At 39.9% G+C, this 14,036-nt stretch carries 21 protein-coding genes and 3 pseudogenes; 5 read left to right on the top strand and 19 right to left on the bottom strand.

The annotated features are described in order from the left end of the window. Positions 1 to 240: 240 nt before the first annotated feature. The 6 genes and pseudogenes from BTA30_RS22030 to BTA30_RS24205 all read right to left on the bottom strand — a co-directional run bounded on the left by BTA30_RS22030 (position 241) and on the right by BTA30_RS24205 (position 2,016). Complete coding sequence (locus tag BTA30_RS22030) at positions 241 to 468, bottom strand: hypothetical protein (protein ID WP_076764173.1); 228 nt, start codon at positions 466 to 468, stop codon at positions 241 to 243. A gap of 229 nt (positions 469 to 697) precedes the next feature. After that, positions 698 to 835: a cell wall-binding protein YqgA gene (gene yqgA, locus BTA30_RS24580; RefSeq protein WP_491523025.1), complete on the bottom strand. Its 138-nt coding sequence runs from the start codon at positions 833 to 835 to the stop codon at positions 698 to 700. Between the two features lie 75 nt (positions 836 to 910). Next, positions 911 to 985, bottom strand: a pseudogene (locus BTA30_RS24555) (hypothetical protein); the annotation flags it as partial. 297 nt (positions 986 to 1,282) lie between these two features. Then, complete coding sequence (locus BTA30_RS24215; RefSeq protein ID WP_275667417.1) at positions 1,283 to 1,414, bottom strand: hypothetical protein; 132 nt, start codon at positions 1,412 to 1,414, stop codon at positions 1,283 to 1,285. Between the two features lie 217 nt (positions 1,415 to 1,631). Next, positions 1,632 to 1,826 carry a hypothetical protein gene (locus tag BTA30_RS24210; RefSeq protein ID WP_275667420.1) on the bottom strand — a complete coding sequence of 65 codons (195 nt, stop codon included), beginning with the start codon at positions 1,824 to 1,826 and terminating at the stop codon, positions 1,632 to 1,634. A 55-nt stretch (positions 1,827 to 1,881) separates the two neighbouring features. Then, positions 1,882 to 2,016 carry an immunity 22 family protein gene (locus BTA30_RS24205; RefSeq protein WP_275667418.1) on the bottom strand — a complete coding sequence of 45 codons (135 nt, stop codon included), beginning with the start codon at positions 2,014 to 2,016 and terminating at the stop codon, positions 1,882 to 1,884. A 315-nt stretch (positions 2,017 to 2,331) separates the two neighbouring features. On the opposite strand from BTA30_RS24205, the pseudogene BTA30_RS22015 reads away from it, so the two are divergent. Beyond that, a pseudogene (locus tag BTA30_RS22015) lies at positions 2,332 to 2,944 on the top strand (hypothetical protein). 102 nt (positions 2,945 to 3,046) lie between these two features. Here the strand turns inward: BTA30_RS22015 and BTA30_RS22010 are convergent. Then, a complete protein-coding gene (locus BTA30_RS22010) occupies positions 3,047 to 3,385 on the bottom strand; it encodes a YndA family protein (protein WP_491523024.1) in 339 nt (112 codons plus the stop codon). A 575-nt stretch (positions 3,386 to 3,960) separates the two neighbouring features. Here BTA30_RS22010 and BTA30_RS22005 point away from each other — a divergent pair. Next, complete coding sequence (locus tag BTA30_RS22005; RefSeq protein WP_076764165.1) at positions 3,961 to 4,080, top strand: YjcZ family sporulation protein; 120 nt, start codon at positions 3,961 to 3,963, stop codon at positions 4,078 to 4,080. Positions 4,081 to 4,471: 391 nt separating this feature from the next. Here the strand turns inward: BTA30_RS22005 and BTA30_RS22000 are convergent, their stop codons facing one another. Then, positions 4,472 to 4,750, bottom strand: coding sequence for a hypothetical protein (locus BTA30_RS22000; RefSeq protein ID WP_076764163.1), 279 nt, complete (start codon positions 4,748 to 4,750; stop codon positions 4,472 to 4,474). Positions 4,751 to 4,946: 196 nt separating this feature from the next. On the opposite strand from BTA30_RS22000, the gene BTA30_RS21995 reads away from it, so the two are divergent. Beyond that, positions 4,947 to 5,621, top strand: a complete 675-nt coding sequence (locus BTA30_RS21995) for a DUF421 domain-containing protein (protein WP_076764161.1) — start codon at positions 4,947 to 4,949, stop codon at positions 5,619 to 5,621. 6 nt (positions 5,622 to 5,627) lie between these two features. Here the strand turns inward: BTA30_RS21995 and BTA30_RS21990 are convergent, their stop codons facing one another. The 8 genes from BTA30_RS21990 to BTA30_RS24200 all read right to left on the bottom strand — a co-directional run bounded on the left by BTA30_RS21990 (position 5,628) and on the right by BTA30_RS24200 (position 10,358). Then, positions 5,628 to 6,488: a DUF421 domain-containing protein gene (locus tag BTA30_RS21990; RefSeq protein ID WP_076764159.1), complete on the bottom strand. Its 861-nt coding sequence runs from the start codon at positions 6,486 to 6,488 to the stop codon at positions 5,628 to 5,630. A 34-nt stretch (positions 6,489 to 6,522) separates the two neighbouring features. Then, entirely contained in the window at positions 6,523 to 6,729 is a 207-nt protein-coding gene (locus tag BTA30_RS21985) for a DUF1657 domain-containing protein (RefSeq protein WP_076764157.1), read from the bottom strand. Between the two features lie 13 nt (positions 6,730 to 6,742). After that, positions 6,743 to 7,093, bottom strand: coding sequence for a stage V sporulation protein AE (gene spoVAE, locus BTA30_RS21980; RefSeq protein WP_076764155.1), 351 nt, complete (start codon positions 7,091 to 7,093; stop codon positions 6,743 to 6,745). Further along, a complete protein-coding gene (spoVAD, locus tag BTA30_RS21975; RefSeq protein ID WP_076764153.1) occupies positions 7,090 to 8,106 on the bottom strand; it encodes a stage V sporulation protein AD in 1,017 nt (338 codons plus the stop codon). Before spoVAD ends, spoVAE begins: the two co-directional genes overlap by 4 nt. After that, positions 8,106 to 8,585: a stage V sporulation protein AC gene (spoVAC, locus tag BTA30_RS21970; protein ID WP_076764151.1), complete on the bottom strand. Its 480-nt coding sequence runs from the start codon at positions 8,583 to 8,585 to the stop codon at positions 8,106 to 8,108. The genes spoVAD and spoVAC overlap by 1 nt, the downstream gene beginning before the upstream one ends. Before the next feature lie 11 nt (positions 8,586 to 8,596). Next, complete coding sequence (locus BTA30_RS21965) at positions 8,597 to 9,070, bottom strand: hypothetical protein (RefSeq protein WP_076764148.1); 474 nt, start codon at positions 9,068 to 9,070, stop codon at positions 8,597 to 8,599. A gap of 60 nt (positions 9,071 to 9,130) precedes the next feature. Next, complete coding sequence (locus tag BTA30_RS21960; protein ID WP_076764146.1) at positions 9,131 to 9,337, bottom strand: DUF1657 domain-containing protein; 207 nt, start codon at positions 9,335 to 9,337, stop codon at positions 9,131 to 9,133. An 892-nt stretch (positions 9,338 to 10,229) separates the two neighbouring features. Beyond that, positions 10,230 to 10,358, bottom strand: a complete 129-nt coding sequence (locus BTA30_RS24200) for a hypothetical protein (RefSeq protein ID WP_275667419.1) — start codon at positions 10,356 to 10,358, stop codon at positions 10,230 to 10,232. A 234-nt stretch (positions 10,359 to 10,592) separates the two neighbouring features. Between BTA30_RS24200 and BTA30_RS21950 the strand changes: the two genes are divergently transcribed. Beyond that, a complete protein-coding gene (locus BTA30_RS21950) occupies positions 10,593 to 10,694 on the top strand; it encodes a YjcZ family sporulation protein (RefSeq protein ID WP_076764144.1) in 102 nt (33 codons plus the stop codon). Positions 10,695 to 11,036: 342 nt separating this feature from the next. Here BTA30_RS21950 and BTA30_RS21940 read toward each other — a convergent pair whose 3' ends face one another. Continuing rightward, on the bottom strand, positions 11,037 to 11,819 hold the full coding sequence (locus tag BTA30_RS21940) for an alpha/beta fold hydrolase (protein WP_192855993.1): 783 nt from the start codon (positions 11,817 to 11,819) through the stop codon (positions 11,037 to 11,039). Positions 11,820 to 12,083: 264 nt separating this feature from the next. Beyond that, positions 12,084 to 12,308: a CotD family spore coat protein gene (locus tag BTA30_RS21935; protein ID WP_076764141.1), complete on the bottom strand. Its 225-nt coding sequence runs from the start codon at positions 12,306 to 12,308 to the stop codon at positions 12,084 to 12,086. A gap of 183 nt (positions 12,309 to 12,491) precedes the next feature. Here BTA30_RS21935 and BTA30_RS21930 point away from each other — a divergent pair, with 183 nt between their 5' ends. After that, positions 12,492 to 13,115, top strand: a complete 624-nt coding sequence (locus BTA30_RS21930; RefSeq protein WP_076764139.1) for a LysE family translocator — start codon at positions 12,492 to 12,494, stop codon at positions 13,113 to 13,115. A 53-nt stretch (positions 13,116 to 13,168) separates the two neighbouring features. Here BTA30_RS21930 and BTA30_RS24020 read toward each other — a convergent pair. Then, positions 13,169 to 13,466 (bottom strand): annotated as a pseudogene (locus BTA30_RS24020) (stress response protein YvgO); the annotation flags it as partial. Positions 13,467 to 14,036: the final 570 nt, after the last annotated feature.

The following is a 14,036-nucleotide window of genomic DNA, read 5'->3' as shown; positions in this document are numbered from 1 at the left end:
CTAATAACCTTGGTCGAAAATATGAATACGACGAAGAGAAATTGTTTGGTTTCTTTGAAGACGAAGAATAGTTTACAATATTTTCGGATTTGAAAACCCACTTGTTTAAGCGGGTTCTTTTTACATTTTTTTGATAAGAGATAAATCACCTATACATTTATGTTTAACTTGGCTAATTAAAAAATGAAGACGTAACGACCAGTGATTCACGATTATCCTCGATTCCTGACAACTTTTCATTCATGTCTTATCCGTCTTCAGACCCCAGTGGACAATGACATCATCCGAATGAATATGTAGCTCTGCTTTCGTATCAAAGTGGACAACAAAGCCACTAATCAATCCAAAAAACTTGTTTTTTTCTGTAATCTTCATAACGGTAGCACCATCTTTAAATCCTGGCGGGTGGCATGGTTCACCCACAATATAGGTATTTGAATTAACGGTGATTGATTTTATTGACTTCATATCATTCCCTCTCAATCCAGAGGGGCAGAAACCCCCTTACTTAAATATATTCCATAATTTGGAATTTTTTTGAATCCTTATAACAGAACACCCGGACATATAGATTCCGCTGTCTAATTTTCTTCTTACAGACGGCACACTAAATTTTTTAATGTGGGGTGGAAGATTTAAAGGGCCCCGCCGCCCTTCCTCACTATATAAACCGCTGCTTGTCTATTTATAGATATGGTCAGTATAGTAAAGCTATGAACCACCCTTCTTCTGAATCTTCAAAGTCGACGGAAGAAGCCCTTAAAGTGTATGTGCTTGCATCCGGATAGACTCGGGCAGTATATCCATTTCTAGTATGCCGGCTGTTCCTATTGATGCAAAGAGTCCTGTGGCCCTTATTCCGACAACCACCCCTGACATCATTATTTTTCTCAATCTTGATCTCTCCATTTTAAAAAAGTTCGTAATCATCAAATCTGACCCTGAAAATCTTACCTTTTGTTGTTTCGGCAACAGTAGAACCATGTTCTACAGCATCATATTTTTCACCTTGCCATTATGTCTATCGAGCACAAGGAGAGTCACTTTTCCTTAAAGTTAGAACGTTTACTTCTTTCCCTCTTCTAGCCAAGCAGGTCGCCCCCCTGTAAATACATATGTTGGGATTTACTTATTGACCGTGGCAATTTGCTTCGGCTTTTTTATTGGCTAATTTCAGAGTCATAGAGGTGGACAGCTTGTCCATCCTTTATGCGAAACCACAATTGCCACGGTTTTGGGTCATGCAGCGCCATGTTCCTCATCTTCCTGGTCATCCTGACTGTCATTTTTCGGTGAGAGATTCTTCTTCAGCCGTCGCCTCGGTTTCTTGCTTTTCCAGCAGCACCGCTTCTGCGTCTTGATCTTGCTTCCAGTCCCACCATACATCCGCAAGCGGTGCAACATCAATGTGCAAAAGATCAGTGTCCGTAGACTCTCCGTCTTGGACTCGATATTAATGTTCGTCTTTCTTGTCTCTATCTTATGACAAAATGAAATATAAAAACTCCCCTATTTTATCCCCCTTTTTGTCGAATTTTTCTCGGGTTTTAAACATAAAAAAGCACTCAATCAGAGATTAAGTGCTAAGTGTTAAAACAAGTAATTGATCATTATATTGTTAGATATTATTTTCAAACATATGGAACAGATCCTACAAATTTAAAAGTATAACCATTGTTAACAAATTCGTTTCTTTTTCCTTCATAATCAAAGTTATAAAGTAAAATAACAGCGTTTATATTTTTCAGGAATCGTTTTCCTTGAATCGCTTCAAAACGAGATAAAATGATTTCATCATAAGAGCCACCACCTATTAATTCGGGCAGAAATTCTTTATTTTGGTCCTGAACAACCTTTTCGATAAAATCTTCATCTAAATCATCAAAAATCTTTTAAAAACGGAGATGGAAGGAAATCACCTTCTTCTTCATCGTAAGGTAATTCAACGTATTCATTTAATTTATCAACAGTTTGAATACTACCAATCCATAATGATACATCATTTTCTCGTTCCATTTTAAATCCTCCTATTTTGTTATCCTAAGCCCTTCAGGCAGAGCTTCAATTTTGATCACTGCAAAAATAATCAAGTTTGAAATGGAAGGGTCTATTGGATAAAACCTTTGTATATCAAGGGGTTGAGGAATTATTATAAGTGTAAAATTGACGGCCATGCCGATTTGATTTTATCTTTTAGTGACTGTCAATTGAATATTCGTTTTGAAAATTTAATCTTTTTTTGCAAAAAAATACATCATTTTTATTCTATTCATGCCAATATCTTTCCATCCTATTGAATAATAGGAAAATGAAGAGAGGAAGTGTTGTCATATGTTTAAAATAAAGTTCAAAAAAACAATAGGGGTGGGTATCGTTGCAGCAGCCTGTTTGATGTCTGGATTGCCGGCAAGCGCTGCATCAACAAATGTAAGCGATGGCAAGCCGAATGATTATACGATCAAATCGTTTCACTATGTAACTGTGGATGGAAAAGATATGAATTCTCAGACCAAAGTGAATAACAAATCCAACAAAAACATAAAAGTAACGATGGTTCTGCCTAAACAGAATAATAAGGGCGATTTGTTGGTGCATGGTTTTACGAGCAAGGTGACTTTAGAGGCATTTATCGAAAAAGATAAACAGAGACTTCAAAGCAAATTCACGCCGATGGCCAGCGGTCCTTGCTGCACCGATTTCTATGAGTATAAAAATAAAGGCGGGCAGTATATTTATTGGAGAGACGGGTTTAAAAACCTGCCTTCCAGCTGGAATGACAGAATTTCCTCCTTAAGTACGGCGTCACCTTCTTCAAGCTATTCGACGACGTTGTGGGAGTATACTTCATCACAAGGGTATGGCAAAGGAGTCTTGTTTACACATTCCGACTGGTATGATGGCTTCGGATTGGGACAACAAGGCATCGGCGATCGAAATCAAGTAACGGGAGATTGCCAAAGACCAGGTGAAAAAGTATCAAAATCACTATTTTCTCATTCCTTCTTGAGAAAATAGTGATTTTTTGCAACTGCCAGCCTGCTGTGCCCTAATCCTGAACTTTCACTTGCACGGAGTCACGTCCAGTTTCAGAATCGATTTTCGCATTAAATTCTGCTTTTTTATTTGAGCCGTCAATCCAGCTGTTTAAGTTGGTCCATGTGGCACAGCCGCCTGGTGCAGCAATGTATTTTCTGTTTCCTGCGCGATCTAAAGGCAACTCGGGATCACTTTCGTAAAGACTTACCGTCATTGTATTTCCGCTTCTAATATGAAAAACACAGATCCTATAATTGCCTCCGTCTGATTTGTAATCACCAGTCATGTTTCCCTCTTTTGAAATAGTCTGTTGATCATCTGCAAGTGTTTTCCATCCAAATGACTGCACTTCGGCTGCGAATGCTGAAGTGGCCGGAAATATGCTTGCAGCAATCACCCCTAAAAAATGATTTTTCTTTTCATCATTCTACCTCTCTCTTTTGCGCAATTGTTTTCACCAGCAGCTGGATCAGCCGGTGTTCCTTTTGTATCTTTTGCAGTCCGCAATTTCCATTACCAGGGAACTTGGATGATTTTCTTATGAAAAAGTATAGCAAAATCGCAAAAGCATGGGAATGTTATCGTTTTGATTGAGCGTATAAAACAATCTTCCTGCAAAAGCAATGGCCAGCGCAATTGCATGATGAAAAATTTCAATTCCGGGCATGTACACATTCATATGGCACGCCAGCAAGCTTCCTTACAGGGATGGGCTCAGGTTCTGCAGAGCATTTTCCATCCGAAATCAAATCAGCGCCTCAGGAGACCTTACCGTCGGCTTTTTTTAATGAGCACGGTTTTTCAATGCCCCGATCGTCACGGATTGGTTATCCAACCATTTCCGGAGAATCTCAATCATTCATCTATACTAAACCTATTATTTGACATAGGATAAACCATGTCTCTTTTAGGGAGGTGAACTGCATGAGCGGAGGTTACGGAACAGGGTTTGCTTTAATTGTTGTTCTGTTCATTCTTTTAATCATTATCGGCGCTAGCTGGGCTGGCGGATATGGTGGTGGTTTTGGAGGCGGTTTATATTAGAGAAGTACAGGAGCGGCATTCCTTATACTTTGTTAAATGATGTAAGCGCACCATCCATTCTTCCATAACCTATTTTGACCTCCTCCCCATGTTATGATTGCATAATAAAAAGGCCTTTTTTTAAAAAAGAGCCTTTTTCTTTTAAATGTGTTGATTCAGCTCATTCAACTATAATTTGTCGGACTTTAGAAGATGTGCAATTCATCAAACATTCCCAACGGACGAAATAAATTTTCACTGAAGCTGGCAAGCTAAAATCAGCCCGATCACCGATTTCCTGACAGTTGGAGGTGGATTGTGGGAAAATGTCTCTTTTCATCCCCTTTCTAAAGATCGGGTAAGAGAAAGAGCCCCTTTTTTAAAGGCGGCTCTTGTTGTAATTCCACTTCCGTTAGTTCTTCTTGTTGTTAAACGCATTTTGGTTCGGTGTTAATTCATTTGAAAATTCATTAACGAGCGAAGAAGCAACATTTGGTGAATTTGTTTTTTGGTTAAAGTTTTTCATTAAGTTTTGCACGGGGTTGTTTTTGTTTCCATTCCTTCTGAACAGAAATGCAGCTAGACTAATTCCCAGCCCTAATAAAGTCATCCACATGGTTCCCCTGTTTTTTCTTCTGCCAAATAGAAGATCTCTATTTCTAAACAGTGCCGTCATCCACTGAAAATTCAATTTTCCTCACTTCCTTAACATAAAAGATTCACTTCACCATTTAATTTTCACCAAATACGCATTGTTATGTTGGTATGTTTCAGTACATATTTCCAAAAATCGTCGTCTTTGTAAAAGTTTATCGAAAAATTGTTTTTTTTCTTTTATTCATCCTACAATGAGGGCATATTTAGTACTGTTGAAATGAGGTGTTAAAGTGTTTGTTTTTAAGTTAATTCTTTTATTTTTAGTGTTTATTTTGGCGGTTAAGCTTTTGGGGAAATCTGCACTGGCACAGCTCACCCCTTACGATTTCGGAGCTATTATCTTTTTAGCTTATTTAGCTTTTGGCCCGATTAAAATTGATGGGGTTAAAGAAGGCATCGTTGGTATGGTTGTCATAACAAGCGTTCATCTTCTGATTTCAAGATTAAGCTTATTCAATTGGCTTAACAGCTTTATTATCGGGCGGCCGACGATTCTGATTAAACACAGCAAAATTATATATCACAATCTAAAGAAGAGCAGGTATTCATTAGCTGAACTATTGTCAAATCTAAGGGCTTCTGGATACCCCGATATTAAGGATATTGAATATGCAATATTAGAGGCAAATGGGGAAATCAGCATTTTACCTAAGAAAGAGCTGGTTCCGGTTACGCGTAAGGATTTACATATCAAAACCGAATACAGCGGACTGCCGATTGCTGTCGTGATTGAAGGAAAAGTCCAAAGACAAAATTTAAAATTATTGAACAAGGACGAAAAATGGTTAAAAAACGAACTAAAGGCAAAGGGATATGATCGAATCCAAGATGTATTTTACGCTTCTGTCAGAGATACCGATCATTCGTTCACCATCAACACAAAAGATGTCGATGATCAGAAATAGCAGCCATTAATCATGTAAAACAGGCTCAAGTTTTTGCAGCATATCGTTTAGTTTGCTTGCGTTTTGGGCATACATCACTTTAGCCGCTTTTGAGTCAGTGGCGAGAGCAAACAGTTCCAAATCGGCCTGGCATTTTTTAATCGTTGCCAATAATAGCGGTTTTTCCTGAGGCGTCGGAACTTTTATTTGATCATCGTACAGATCCACGGTTAATTGCCCGTCTGAGTCCACTTGGCCAAGAAACACGTTTTCCTTTGTAACGCCTAACTTGTCAAGCTCTTCGTGCAGCCAGCGGCGATTCAATCCGGCTAGCGATAGCGGTTCGTCCAAAATTTCTCCGTCCATGATCACGGTTTGCGGCTCTTTCTCTGATTGGTAAGACATCTGCAGATCCTTCAATGTAACCGGTCTGTGTTCTTTTTTGAGCAGCACATTCAAATCACCGCTTTGTTCAAGGATGGCAAATTGCACATCAGAAACATTAAAAACATTCTTTTTTCGCAAAAGCTCCAACAGCTCATCTGCCGAGTATTTCTCTTTTTTTAAACTTTCTTCCATGATTTTTCCGTCTTTAATAAAAACCGTACCCGTTCCTTCAAGAAAATCACGCATTTTTTTATTTTTTAATGAGATCCACTCCACCAAAAAAGGAACGGATGAAAAAATAACGATCGCGAGAATAGCGTTAATAATGCTTCTTTCAAGCCCCATGACGACCTCGGATGTAATGCCCCCGATGGTAATTCCCGCGATATATTCAAAAACTGAAAGCTCTGCCAATTGTCTTTTTCCCAGCATTTTCGTCATGACGAACAGAACGGTCACAAAAATAATAGAGCGTACGACAACTTCCAGCCAATCAGGCACATTGATCCCTCCTGCCATAAAAATAAATTCCAAATCAGAATCCTTTGTATTGGTATTCCTCTCGTTCAAGCTCGCCGACCCGTTTTTTGAGATCTAAAATGACTTCTTCGCTCATCATCATGGTTTCATGAAAAAGGCGTTTTGCTTCTTCATCCTTGGATTTCAGTGCTAAAGTCGATAGGCCTGCTTCTATACTTTTGAGACTGGCTAGACATTGTTTCACCTGAGCGCCAACTGTCATTTTTAAAACCTCCTTATCCTTTTGGCTTAAATAGAAGGGCTCCAATCAGCCCAAAAATAACCGCAGCCGAAATACCGGAACTCGTGACTTTAAACATGCCTGTGATGACTCCGATTAGGCCGTATTGGTCTGCTTCTTCCATCGCCCCATGAAAAAGCTGATTCCCAAAACTGACGATCGGTACAGTTGCTCCGGCTCCTGCAAAATCAATAAATGGTTCATAAAGTCCAAACGCATCCAACAAAGCTCCAATGACAACGAGAGTCGACAGCGTGTGGGCAGGCGTAAGCTTAAACACATCAAACATAATTTGGCCGACGACACATATGAGTCCCCCGACAACAAATGCCCAAAAAAAGATCACCTATCTTCACCTCCGAGCTCAATTGAAACAGCATGGGCAATACAAGGAATCGTCTCTTTTTGCTGATATGATAATGGCGATAATAACGCTCCAGTTGCAACGACAAGAAGACGCTTGAATTCACCTTTTTTCATCCGGTTCAATAAATGCCCGTATGTAACAGCTGCTGAGCATCCCGCTCCGCTTCCCCCGGCAAGTACAGGCTGCCCTTCCCTATAAATCATTAAGCCGCAATCCTGAAATTGTGTTTCACTAATTGACGTCTCGTGTTTTTTGAATAAATCCAAGGCAATTTCCCTTCCGATGTGTCCGAGATCGCCTGTTGCGATGACATCATAATAGGAAGGTTCGACACCGCGTTCTTTTAAATGAGTTTCAATCGTATCTACGGCAGCTGGCGCCATCGCACCGCCCATATTAAAAGGATCTGTCAAGCCCATATCGATAATTCTGCCGATTGTTGCAGAGGTCACCACAGGACCGTCTCCTTTATTCTTTAACAGTGCGACACCGGCAGCTGTAACGGTCCATTGCGAGGTAGGCGGCTTTTGCGAGCCATATTCTGTTGGATAGCGGAATTGTTTTTCAACTGCCGCATTATGACTAACAGCCCCTGTCAACAAACAGTCCGCTCCCTTATGGTTCACAAGAAAGGCGCCCAAAGCCAAACCTTCCATGGAAGTCGAACACGCTCCAAACAGCCCGATATAAGGGGCCCCCAGCGTTTTTGCAGCAAAGCTTGTCGGAGTGATTTGATTAATCAAATCCCCGCCGAGAAAAAACTGTACCTGATCTTTTTGGATGTTCGCCTTTTTGATCACCGTTTCACAGGCATCTTCCAACAGAACCTGCTGGGCTTTTTCAAAAGAATCTTGATTCAGCCAGATATCATTGTGCAAAAGGTCGAAGTCATCCGGGATTTTGCCGTTCCCTTCAAACGGCCCCCCTACTGTTCCGGTTGCGACAATAACCGGCCGATGGTCAAAAATCCATGTACGGTGCCCTGAAAGCATCACAGTCCCCCCCATTGGATGAGGATGGTTTTGATCGTAGCGAACACAAATGCCGAGAAGACACCAAACATAATGACAGACCCGGCCAGCTTGAACATATTTCCGCCTACGCCTAGTACAAATCCTTCAGTGCGATGTTCAATCGCTGCAGAAATCACCGCGTTTCCAAACCCAGTTACAGGTACGGCTGATCCAGCTCCTCCAAATTGTGCGATGCGGTCATAAATCCCAAACCCGGTTAGCAGCATGGAGATAAAGATCATCGTTGCAACCGTTGGATTACCGGCCGTCAAAGTTGTGAAATTAAAGTAATACATATAAAACGTTTGAATCGCTTGCCCGATTAAACAAATGATTCCGCCTGTTATAAAAGCATTCAAACAATTTTTCAAAACAGGCCGCTTGACTTCCCGCTCTTTTGCAAATTGTTGGTATTCCTGCATAACCGGCGTTAATTCTTTCTTTTTTTGATCAGCCATTTGACCACCTCTTAAGGCTTTTCTTTCATCAATTTTTTTATTTTCCCCAGCTTTTTCTTCAGTTTTTTGTCACTGATTTTTTTGTTTTCAAGCTGTTTTTCTAATTTGTCTAACTCCCAATAGATTTTTTGATCTGTCGAAATGTCAATGCTGTGATCGGGAAAATCTTTTTTTAGCGCTGCTTTGGTCTGTTTTTCAATGTTTTTCAGCCGAAAACGATCAAATTGTTCGACCTGAACGGCAAGGACTAAATCCTTTTCACTGTTGGCTCCTCTTACTTCCGTAACTTCCTCTTTTTTCAACAATTGATCCTTTGCTTTATTGGCTGCTGTTTGATTGGTTTTCTCATTTTGAACATGAACATGCCGAACCGCCATCGGCTTGTTTTGATTGCCGTTTTCATTTGCTTGCTGACAACCATGGGTGATGGTATTGATAACAATTAAAAACACTGCTATAGGGAGATATTTGTAAAGAATCTTCATCCACATCACCGTCCTTTCAGGAAAAAGGTTGGTTCAGTGTCACCAACCTTTTGTAAAATCCTACTGTTGTTTATATTGCGGTTCTTCTTGTTCAATTTGCTGTACGCGCGGTTCAATTGAATCAACAATAGTCTGAGTTTGTTGAGCAGCTTGTTGATAAAGTTGCTTAGCTTCCTGGTTATCAGTGCTTAAAGAAAATGTTTCTAGGCTGGCCTGGGCACTTTTCAGACTAGCTAAGACTTGTTTGACCTGATTGATGACAGTCATGTTATCTTCCTCCTTATGATTTACAAATACTGTATCTAATTGTAGAATGAATTACTTTTCAAATCTTATCCATTCCATTTTTTTCAAGCCACTAAACTCAAGATAGTATTTTAAATTACCCATTGGATGAGAAAATCCTATATTGATGGTGAAAACAGCTTAGGACTTTCTTTTTCATTGCTTGACACACCCTATTTAAAAACACACGAAAAAAAGAGCCGATCGATTTGGGCTCTTTTCGAAATGCTTCTGAATCTTTTTGTGATCTTGCTTTTATGATACTTATTCAGACCTATCAGATCGGTATAGATGAAACTTTCTAAAGCAGTTCTTTCACATATGGACAGCCTGACGACGGGAGAAAAGTGTGATAAATGGCGAAAAATCTACTTGGCAACATAATACCAACTACGAGAAAGGAAAATTGCTGAAAAAGTTGAAATCGTGGAAGCGATTGATCGACTGGAATGTGAGTCAGAAGGAGAACTAAATATGAAATAGAAGCCATTTATCCCTTTTTGATTTTTTGCCCAGCGTAAATCTTATTTCATGCTTGTTGCCGTTTTGTATGAAAAGCCATTTGCATGGTCAAAAAAAGTACTATATCAAGTGCCGATGAGTTTATCTGCTTTGTTTTGTTGGATCGTTATGGTGAAGATTTAGGAATGTGATCGCACTTTCTTTTTTATCAGTTGCCAAAATGAATGGGTTCACTCTGAAAGTTATGGTATCTGTTTCTGACATCTTTGAGCGTTTTGACTGAGGCAGCACAGTGAATTATGTAGTCCCCTTTGCTGTCTTCTGATAACTCAACACCATTTTGAATGGTAACGGACATTGTATTATCTTTATAATACCCCCTAACATTTTCCAATATTTCTTTACTAAAAAGCTAATGCATAAAACGATCAAAGATTTGTTGGGGAACTTTTGTCTCGTCGTGTTGTTTTTGTCCGGCATCTGCTACTGATATTGCACTTAGTGAAAAACAGAAAAACACCATTAAAATGATTTTTTTCACAATGATCATCTCCTTTCACTTTAACCTTTGTATTTTTTTCATTTTTTAATACAAAGGAAATGATCAAAGACAATGGTGTTTCAATAACAGAAAATCAAGGTTATTAGCTTTAGTTAAAGCATCCAGTACAGTTTGATTATCCAATTATCCCCTTAAAGTCTCAATCAATCATCCATACCAAACCCTCTCATTTGACATAGGATGAACCATGTCTCTTTTAGGGAGGTGAACTGCATGAGCGGAGGTTACGGAACAAGCTTTGCATTAATTGTTGTTTTGTTCATTCTTTTAATCATTATCGGCGCTAGCTGGGCTGGCGGATTTGGCGGCTATTAATGAATACTTTGCGAAACCTATCTCCTTTTGAGAAGTGCAGAAGAGCAAGACGAATGATCCCTACACTCTCGGAAAAACAATATGGAAAGAACATAACATATGACTCCTCCGTTATATGTTTTATTAAAATGACGATCCTCCCCCATGTTGTTGAATACGTAGAAAGGGCCCTTAAAAAGGCCTTTTTCTTTGGGGTTATCTCGATTACAGCACTGAATTTTTGGAGATCATCCTTTTTGAGAAAGACATTTACATCACAAAAGGCCCTCTTGTAAACAAATAAAAAAGCACTAAATCAGTGCTTAAAACGATTCCTGCAAACCTTTTTCATGTACAGAATGATCAACCAACAAATTGTGTCAAAATCCGGTTGAACTTTTCACGTTCTTCCCAAAATAGACCGTGGCCGCTGTATTGAAATGGAACAAGCTGTGAGTTTTTGATTTTTTGATTGAGCTCCTGAGCTTGTGCAAATGGAATCACTTGATCATGAATGCCGTGCACGATTAAAGCAGGAGCAGTTATTTTTGGCAGATCATGATACAGCTTCTCATCTCTCAGCATCATGATAACGGACTTGGTCGACCAGCCTGCTGCCTGCAATCCCAATTGAACAAACCAATCTGAAAATGGTTCTGTTATATACTGAAAGAAAAAGGTGTCGGTTACATCACGCATCATTTTCGGACGGTCATTTGATGCTTCATGGAGCAATTGATCAGCTGTCTCTTCTGTAAAGCCAATGGGAGCTGCAGCATCTACCAGAATAAGTTTAGATACTCCATAGCCATTGTGTCGGGACATATACCGAATCGCGATGGCTCCGCCTGTGGAATGGCCGACGAGTGTAAAGTTATCTAATTGAAGCGCACCAACTGCAGCACGGATATCATCCGCCAGCCGGTTATAATGATAGCCGTTCATCGGTTTATCCGAATTGCCGAATCCTCTCCAGTCAATTCCTATGCATCGGTATCCTTTTGCCGGAAGAACATTAAACTGATACTCAAACTGTTTATGGCTTAACGGCCAGCCATGTAAAAAAACGATGGCCTTGCTGCTTTCAGGATTGATATCCTCCACATATAATTTGACTCCTGTTTCGACATGAACAAAATATCCCATCTCGTTTCCTCCATAAAGAGTCTTTAACACTAAGATACGCAAGCTGATACACATAGGTGAATGTCTATTTAATGTTTTGCCCGGCATGGCAGCGGCCCGCAGTCAATCAGGACGGCTCAAAACATAGATCCTTTCATTCATCATAGGGCGGCGGTTTATCCTAAGGAAGATGCTCCAATTAAAAAAAGCCACTAAAAGCTCCGTAAAGGACAACTTTTGATGGCCTTTTATCAAAGAAAGGTCATGCTTAAACGATGACTGTATTTATCTGCAGCAAGGTTTTCCGCAATAAGAATGGTCATGTGAAACCGGTTTATAGCTCGAATAAGTGTGCGGATAGTAATGAACGTGCTCATACTTATGGTGGTCCACTTTTTTTGTATGCTGCGGGTGAATATGAGGAACGATTGTTTTAGAGAATCTATGGTCCTCACAGTACCTGGTAGGGTGCACAATTGGCTGGAGCACACGTGGTTTGCAATCATACATAAATAAGTTCTCCCTTCCTTTGGTTTCTTTCTTCACTATTAATCTATGCTGAATCATGGAAACTTGTACTAATGCAAAAAACTAAAATTATGCATTGAGCGCCCTTTCTTCCGTCCTATTTCGGAATGATCGCTCATGTTATAATGGCACAAAACGCAAGGTATTAGAAATGGAGTGACGATGGTGGATTTTACAGCGATCATTACTTTTTTGGGTGCGTCCATATTGCTTACCCTCATGCCCGGGCCGGATAATCTTTTCGTTTTGGCGCAAAGCATGTCAAAGGGCAAATATGCGGGGATATCAACGGCTTGCGGGCTTTGTACAGGGTTAATTGTTCACATTGCGGCTGCAGCAGGCGGGATTTCAGCAGTTATTTATCAATCAGCCCTGGCGTTTGCTTTCGTTAAGTATGCTGGAGCAGCTTATTTACTGTTTTTGGCTTATAAGTCTTTTCGGGAAAAAAGTTCAGGATTTGATCTCGGTGATCAACCTGCATTAAGCTGCACATTGCTATATCAAAAAGGCGTTATAATGAATCTTTTAAATCCAAAGGTTTCTTTATTTTTTCTTGCCTTCCTTCCGCAATTTGTTGATGATGGAGCTGGTCAAGCAGCGAAGCAAATGCTCATTTACGGCATGTTATTTTTGATTCAAGCGCTGGCCATCTTTATCATCATCAGCATTTTTGCAGAAAAAGTGGGGAATGTTTTGCGCAAGAGTTCCGCCATCTCTCAAAAGATTCACTTGATTCAAGGATATCTATTTGCACTGATCGGACTGAAAATCGCACTCAGCCAAAAGTAAGCGGATCTCTATCGATTAGAAAAGGCGTGCAGCCAGGTGAGACTGCACGCTTTTCACATCATCTTAAGGCTGATATCCCAACCATCGTCTCCTTTATTTGTAAATTCACGCTTTCAAATACCAAGATGCCGTAAACCACTCCGTTCAGAACGGCAGAACCGTAAAATTTGACGCCATCAAAACGATCTCTAGTTTTGCTTAGATTAAAAACGATGACATGATATCTCTGTCCTGCAGAATAAAAGATCGATTCCATCATATTTTTAACAAATTCGCTTCGATTCGCGTTTCATCCCTTATGGAGTTGGCAATGCCGAGCACGTCAACATGAACGTTGAGGCTGACAGCCGCCGCATTTACGGCTCGATGGTTTAAGTCAAAGCGGGTGAAGCTGAAACAGAGCTTGAACAAAAGGCGGAAGAGCAGACGATCCGATCATGAAAGAAATGAAAAGTGTAATCGTTTTCTTCTTCCTCTAGTTCCTCCTCATATCATTTAGTCAAACAGAGTGTCAGAATGAATAGACAAAAAACGGTACGGAGTCGAATCAAGTTTCCTCTTGCTCCCCCCTTTCTCCACAAGTTAAGTATACAAATTTTTCTTCATATCATAATGATGCAAACCATTTATTTTCTGATCAATCGAAATCATCACAATCAAAGCGAGACAATATATTGGATGGTATAGATTGATCATCAAGACAAGGAAAATAGGTCTTTTTTGATAGATTTGGATACTGATAAGGGGATTTCTTGGCGGACATGGTCGACTCTTACGTTTTTCGGTCTTATTCATTCAGACATTTTTGCCGGATAAAAAACGATTTCCGGTCTAACAAAGAAAAGTCCGTCTGCCAAATATTTTATGCAGCCGCACAGTTTCTTCAATATATTTACAAAAACAAACAAGTCTGTTATAATA

Origin of the sequence: Bacillus swezeyi, assembly GCF_001969815.1 — a bacterium.
Classification (GTDB): domain Bacteria; phylum Bacillota; class Bacilli; order Bacillales; family Bacillaceae; genus Bacillus; species Bacillus swezeyi.
The sequence above is the reverse complement of the archived record's forward strand: the minus strand, read 5'-3'. Positions and strand labels throughout refer to the sequence as shown.

Excerpts from the sequence above, each read along its gene's own strand:
- BTA30_RS22030 (WP_076764173.1), bottom strand. The coding sequence starts at position 468 with ATGAAGTCAATAAAATCAATCACCGTTAATTCAAATACCTATATTGTG.
- BTA30_RS21935 (WP_076764141.1), bottom strand. The coding sequence starts at position 12,308 with ATGTATGATTGCAAACCACGTGTGCTCCAGCCAATTGTGCACCCTACC.
- spoVAD (WP_076764153.1), bottom strand. The coding sequence starts at position 8,106 with ATGCTTTCAGGGCACCGTACATGGATTTTTGACCATCGGCCGGTTATT.
- BTA30_RS21950 (WP_076764144.1), top strand. The coding sequence starts at position 10,593 with ATGAGCGGAGGTTACGGAACAAGCTTTGCATTAATTGTTGTTTTGTTC.
- BTA30_RS21985 (WP_076764157.1), bottom strand. The coding sequence starts at position 6,729 with ATGACAGTTGGCGCTCAGGTGAAACAATGTCTAGCCAGTCTCAAAAGT.
- spoVAC (WP_076764151.1), bottom strand. The coding sequence starts at position 8,585 with ATGGCTGATCAAAAAAAGAAAGAATTAACGCCGGTTATGCAGGAATAC.
- BTA30_RS22005 (WP_076764165.1), top strand. The coding sequence starts at position 3,961 with ATGAGCGGAGGTTACGGAACAGGGTTTGCTTTAATTGTTGTTCTGTTC.
- BTA30_RS21965 (WP_076764148.1), bottom strand. The coding sequence starts at position 9,070 with ATGAAGATTCTTTACAAATATCTCCCTATAGCAGTGTTTTTAATTGTT.
- BTA30_RS21960 (WP_076764146.1), bottom strand. The coding sequence starts at position 9,337 with ATGACTGTCATCAATCAGGTCAAACAAGTCTTAGCTAGTCTGAAAAGT.
- BTA30_RS24205 (WP_275667418.1), bottom strand. The coding sequence starts at position 2,016 with ATGGAACGAGAAAATGATGTATCATTATGGATTGGTAGTATTCAAACT.
- BTA30_RS21940 (WP_192855993.1), bottom strand. The coding sequence starts at position 11,819 with ATGGGATATTTTGTTCATGTCGAAACAGGAGTCAAATTATATGTGGAG.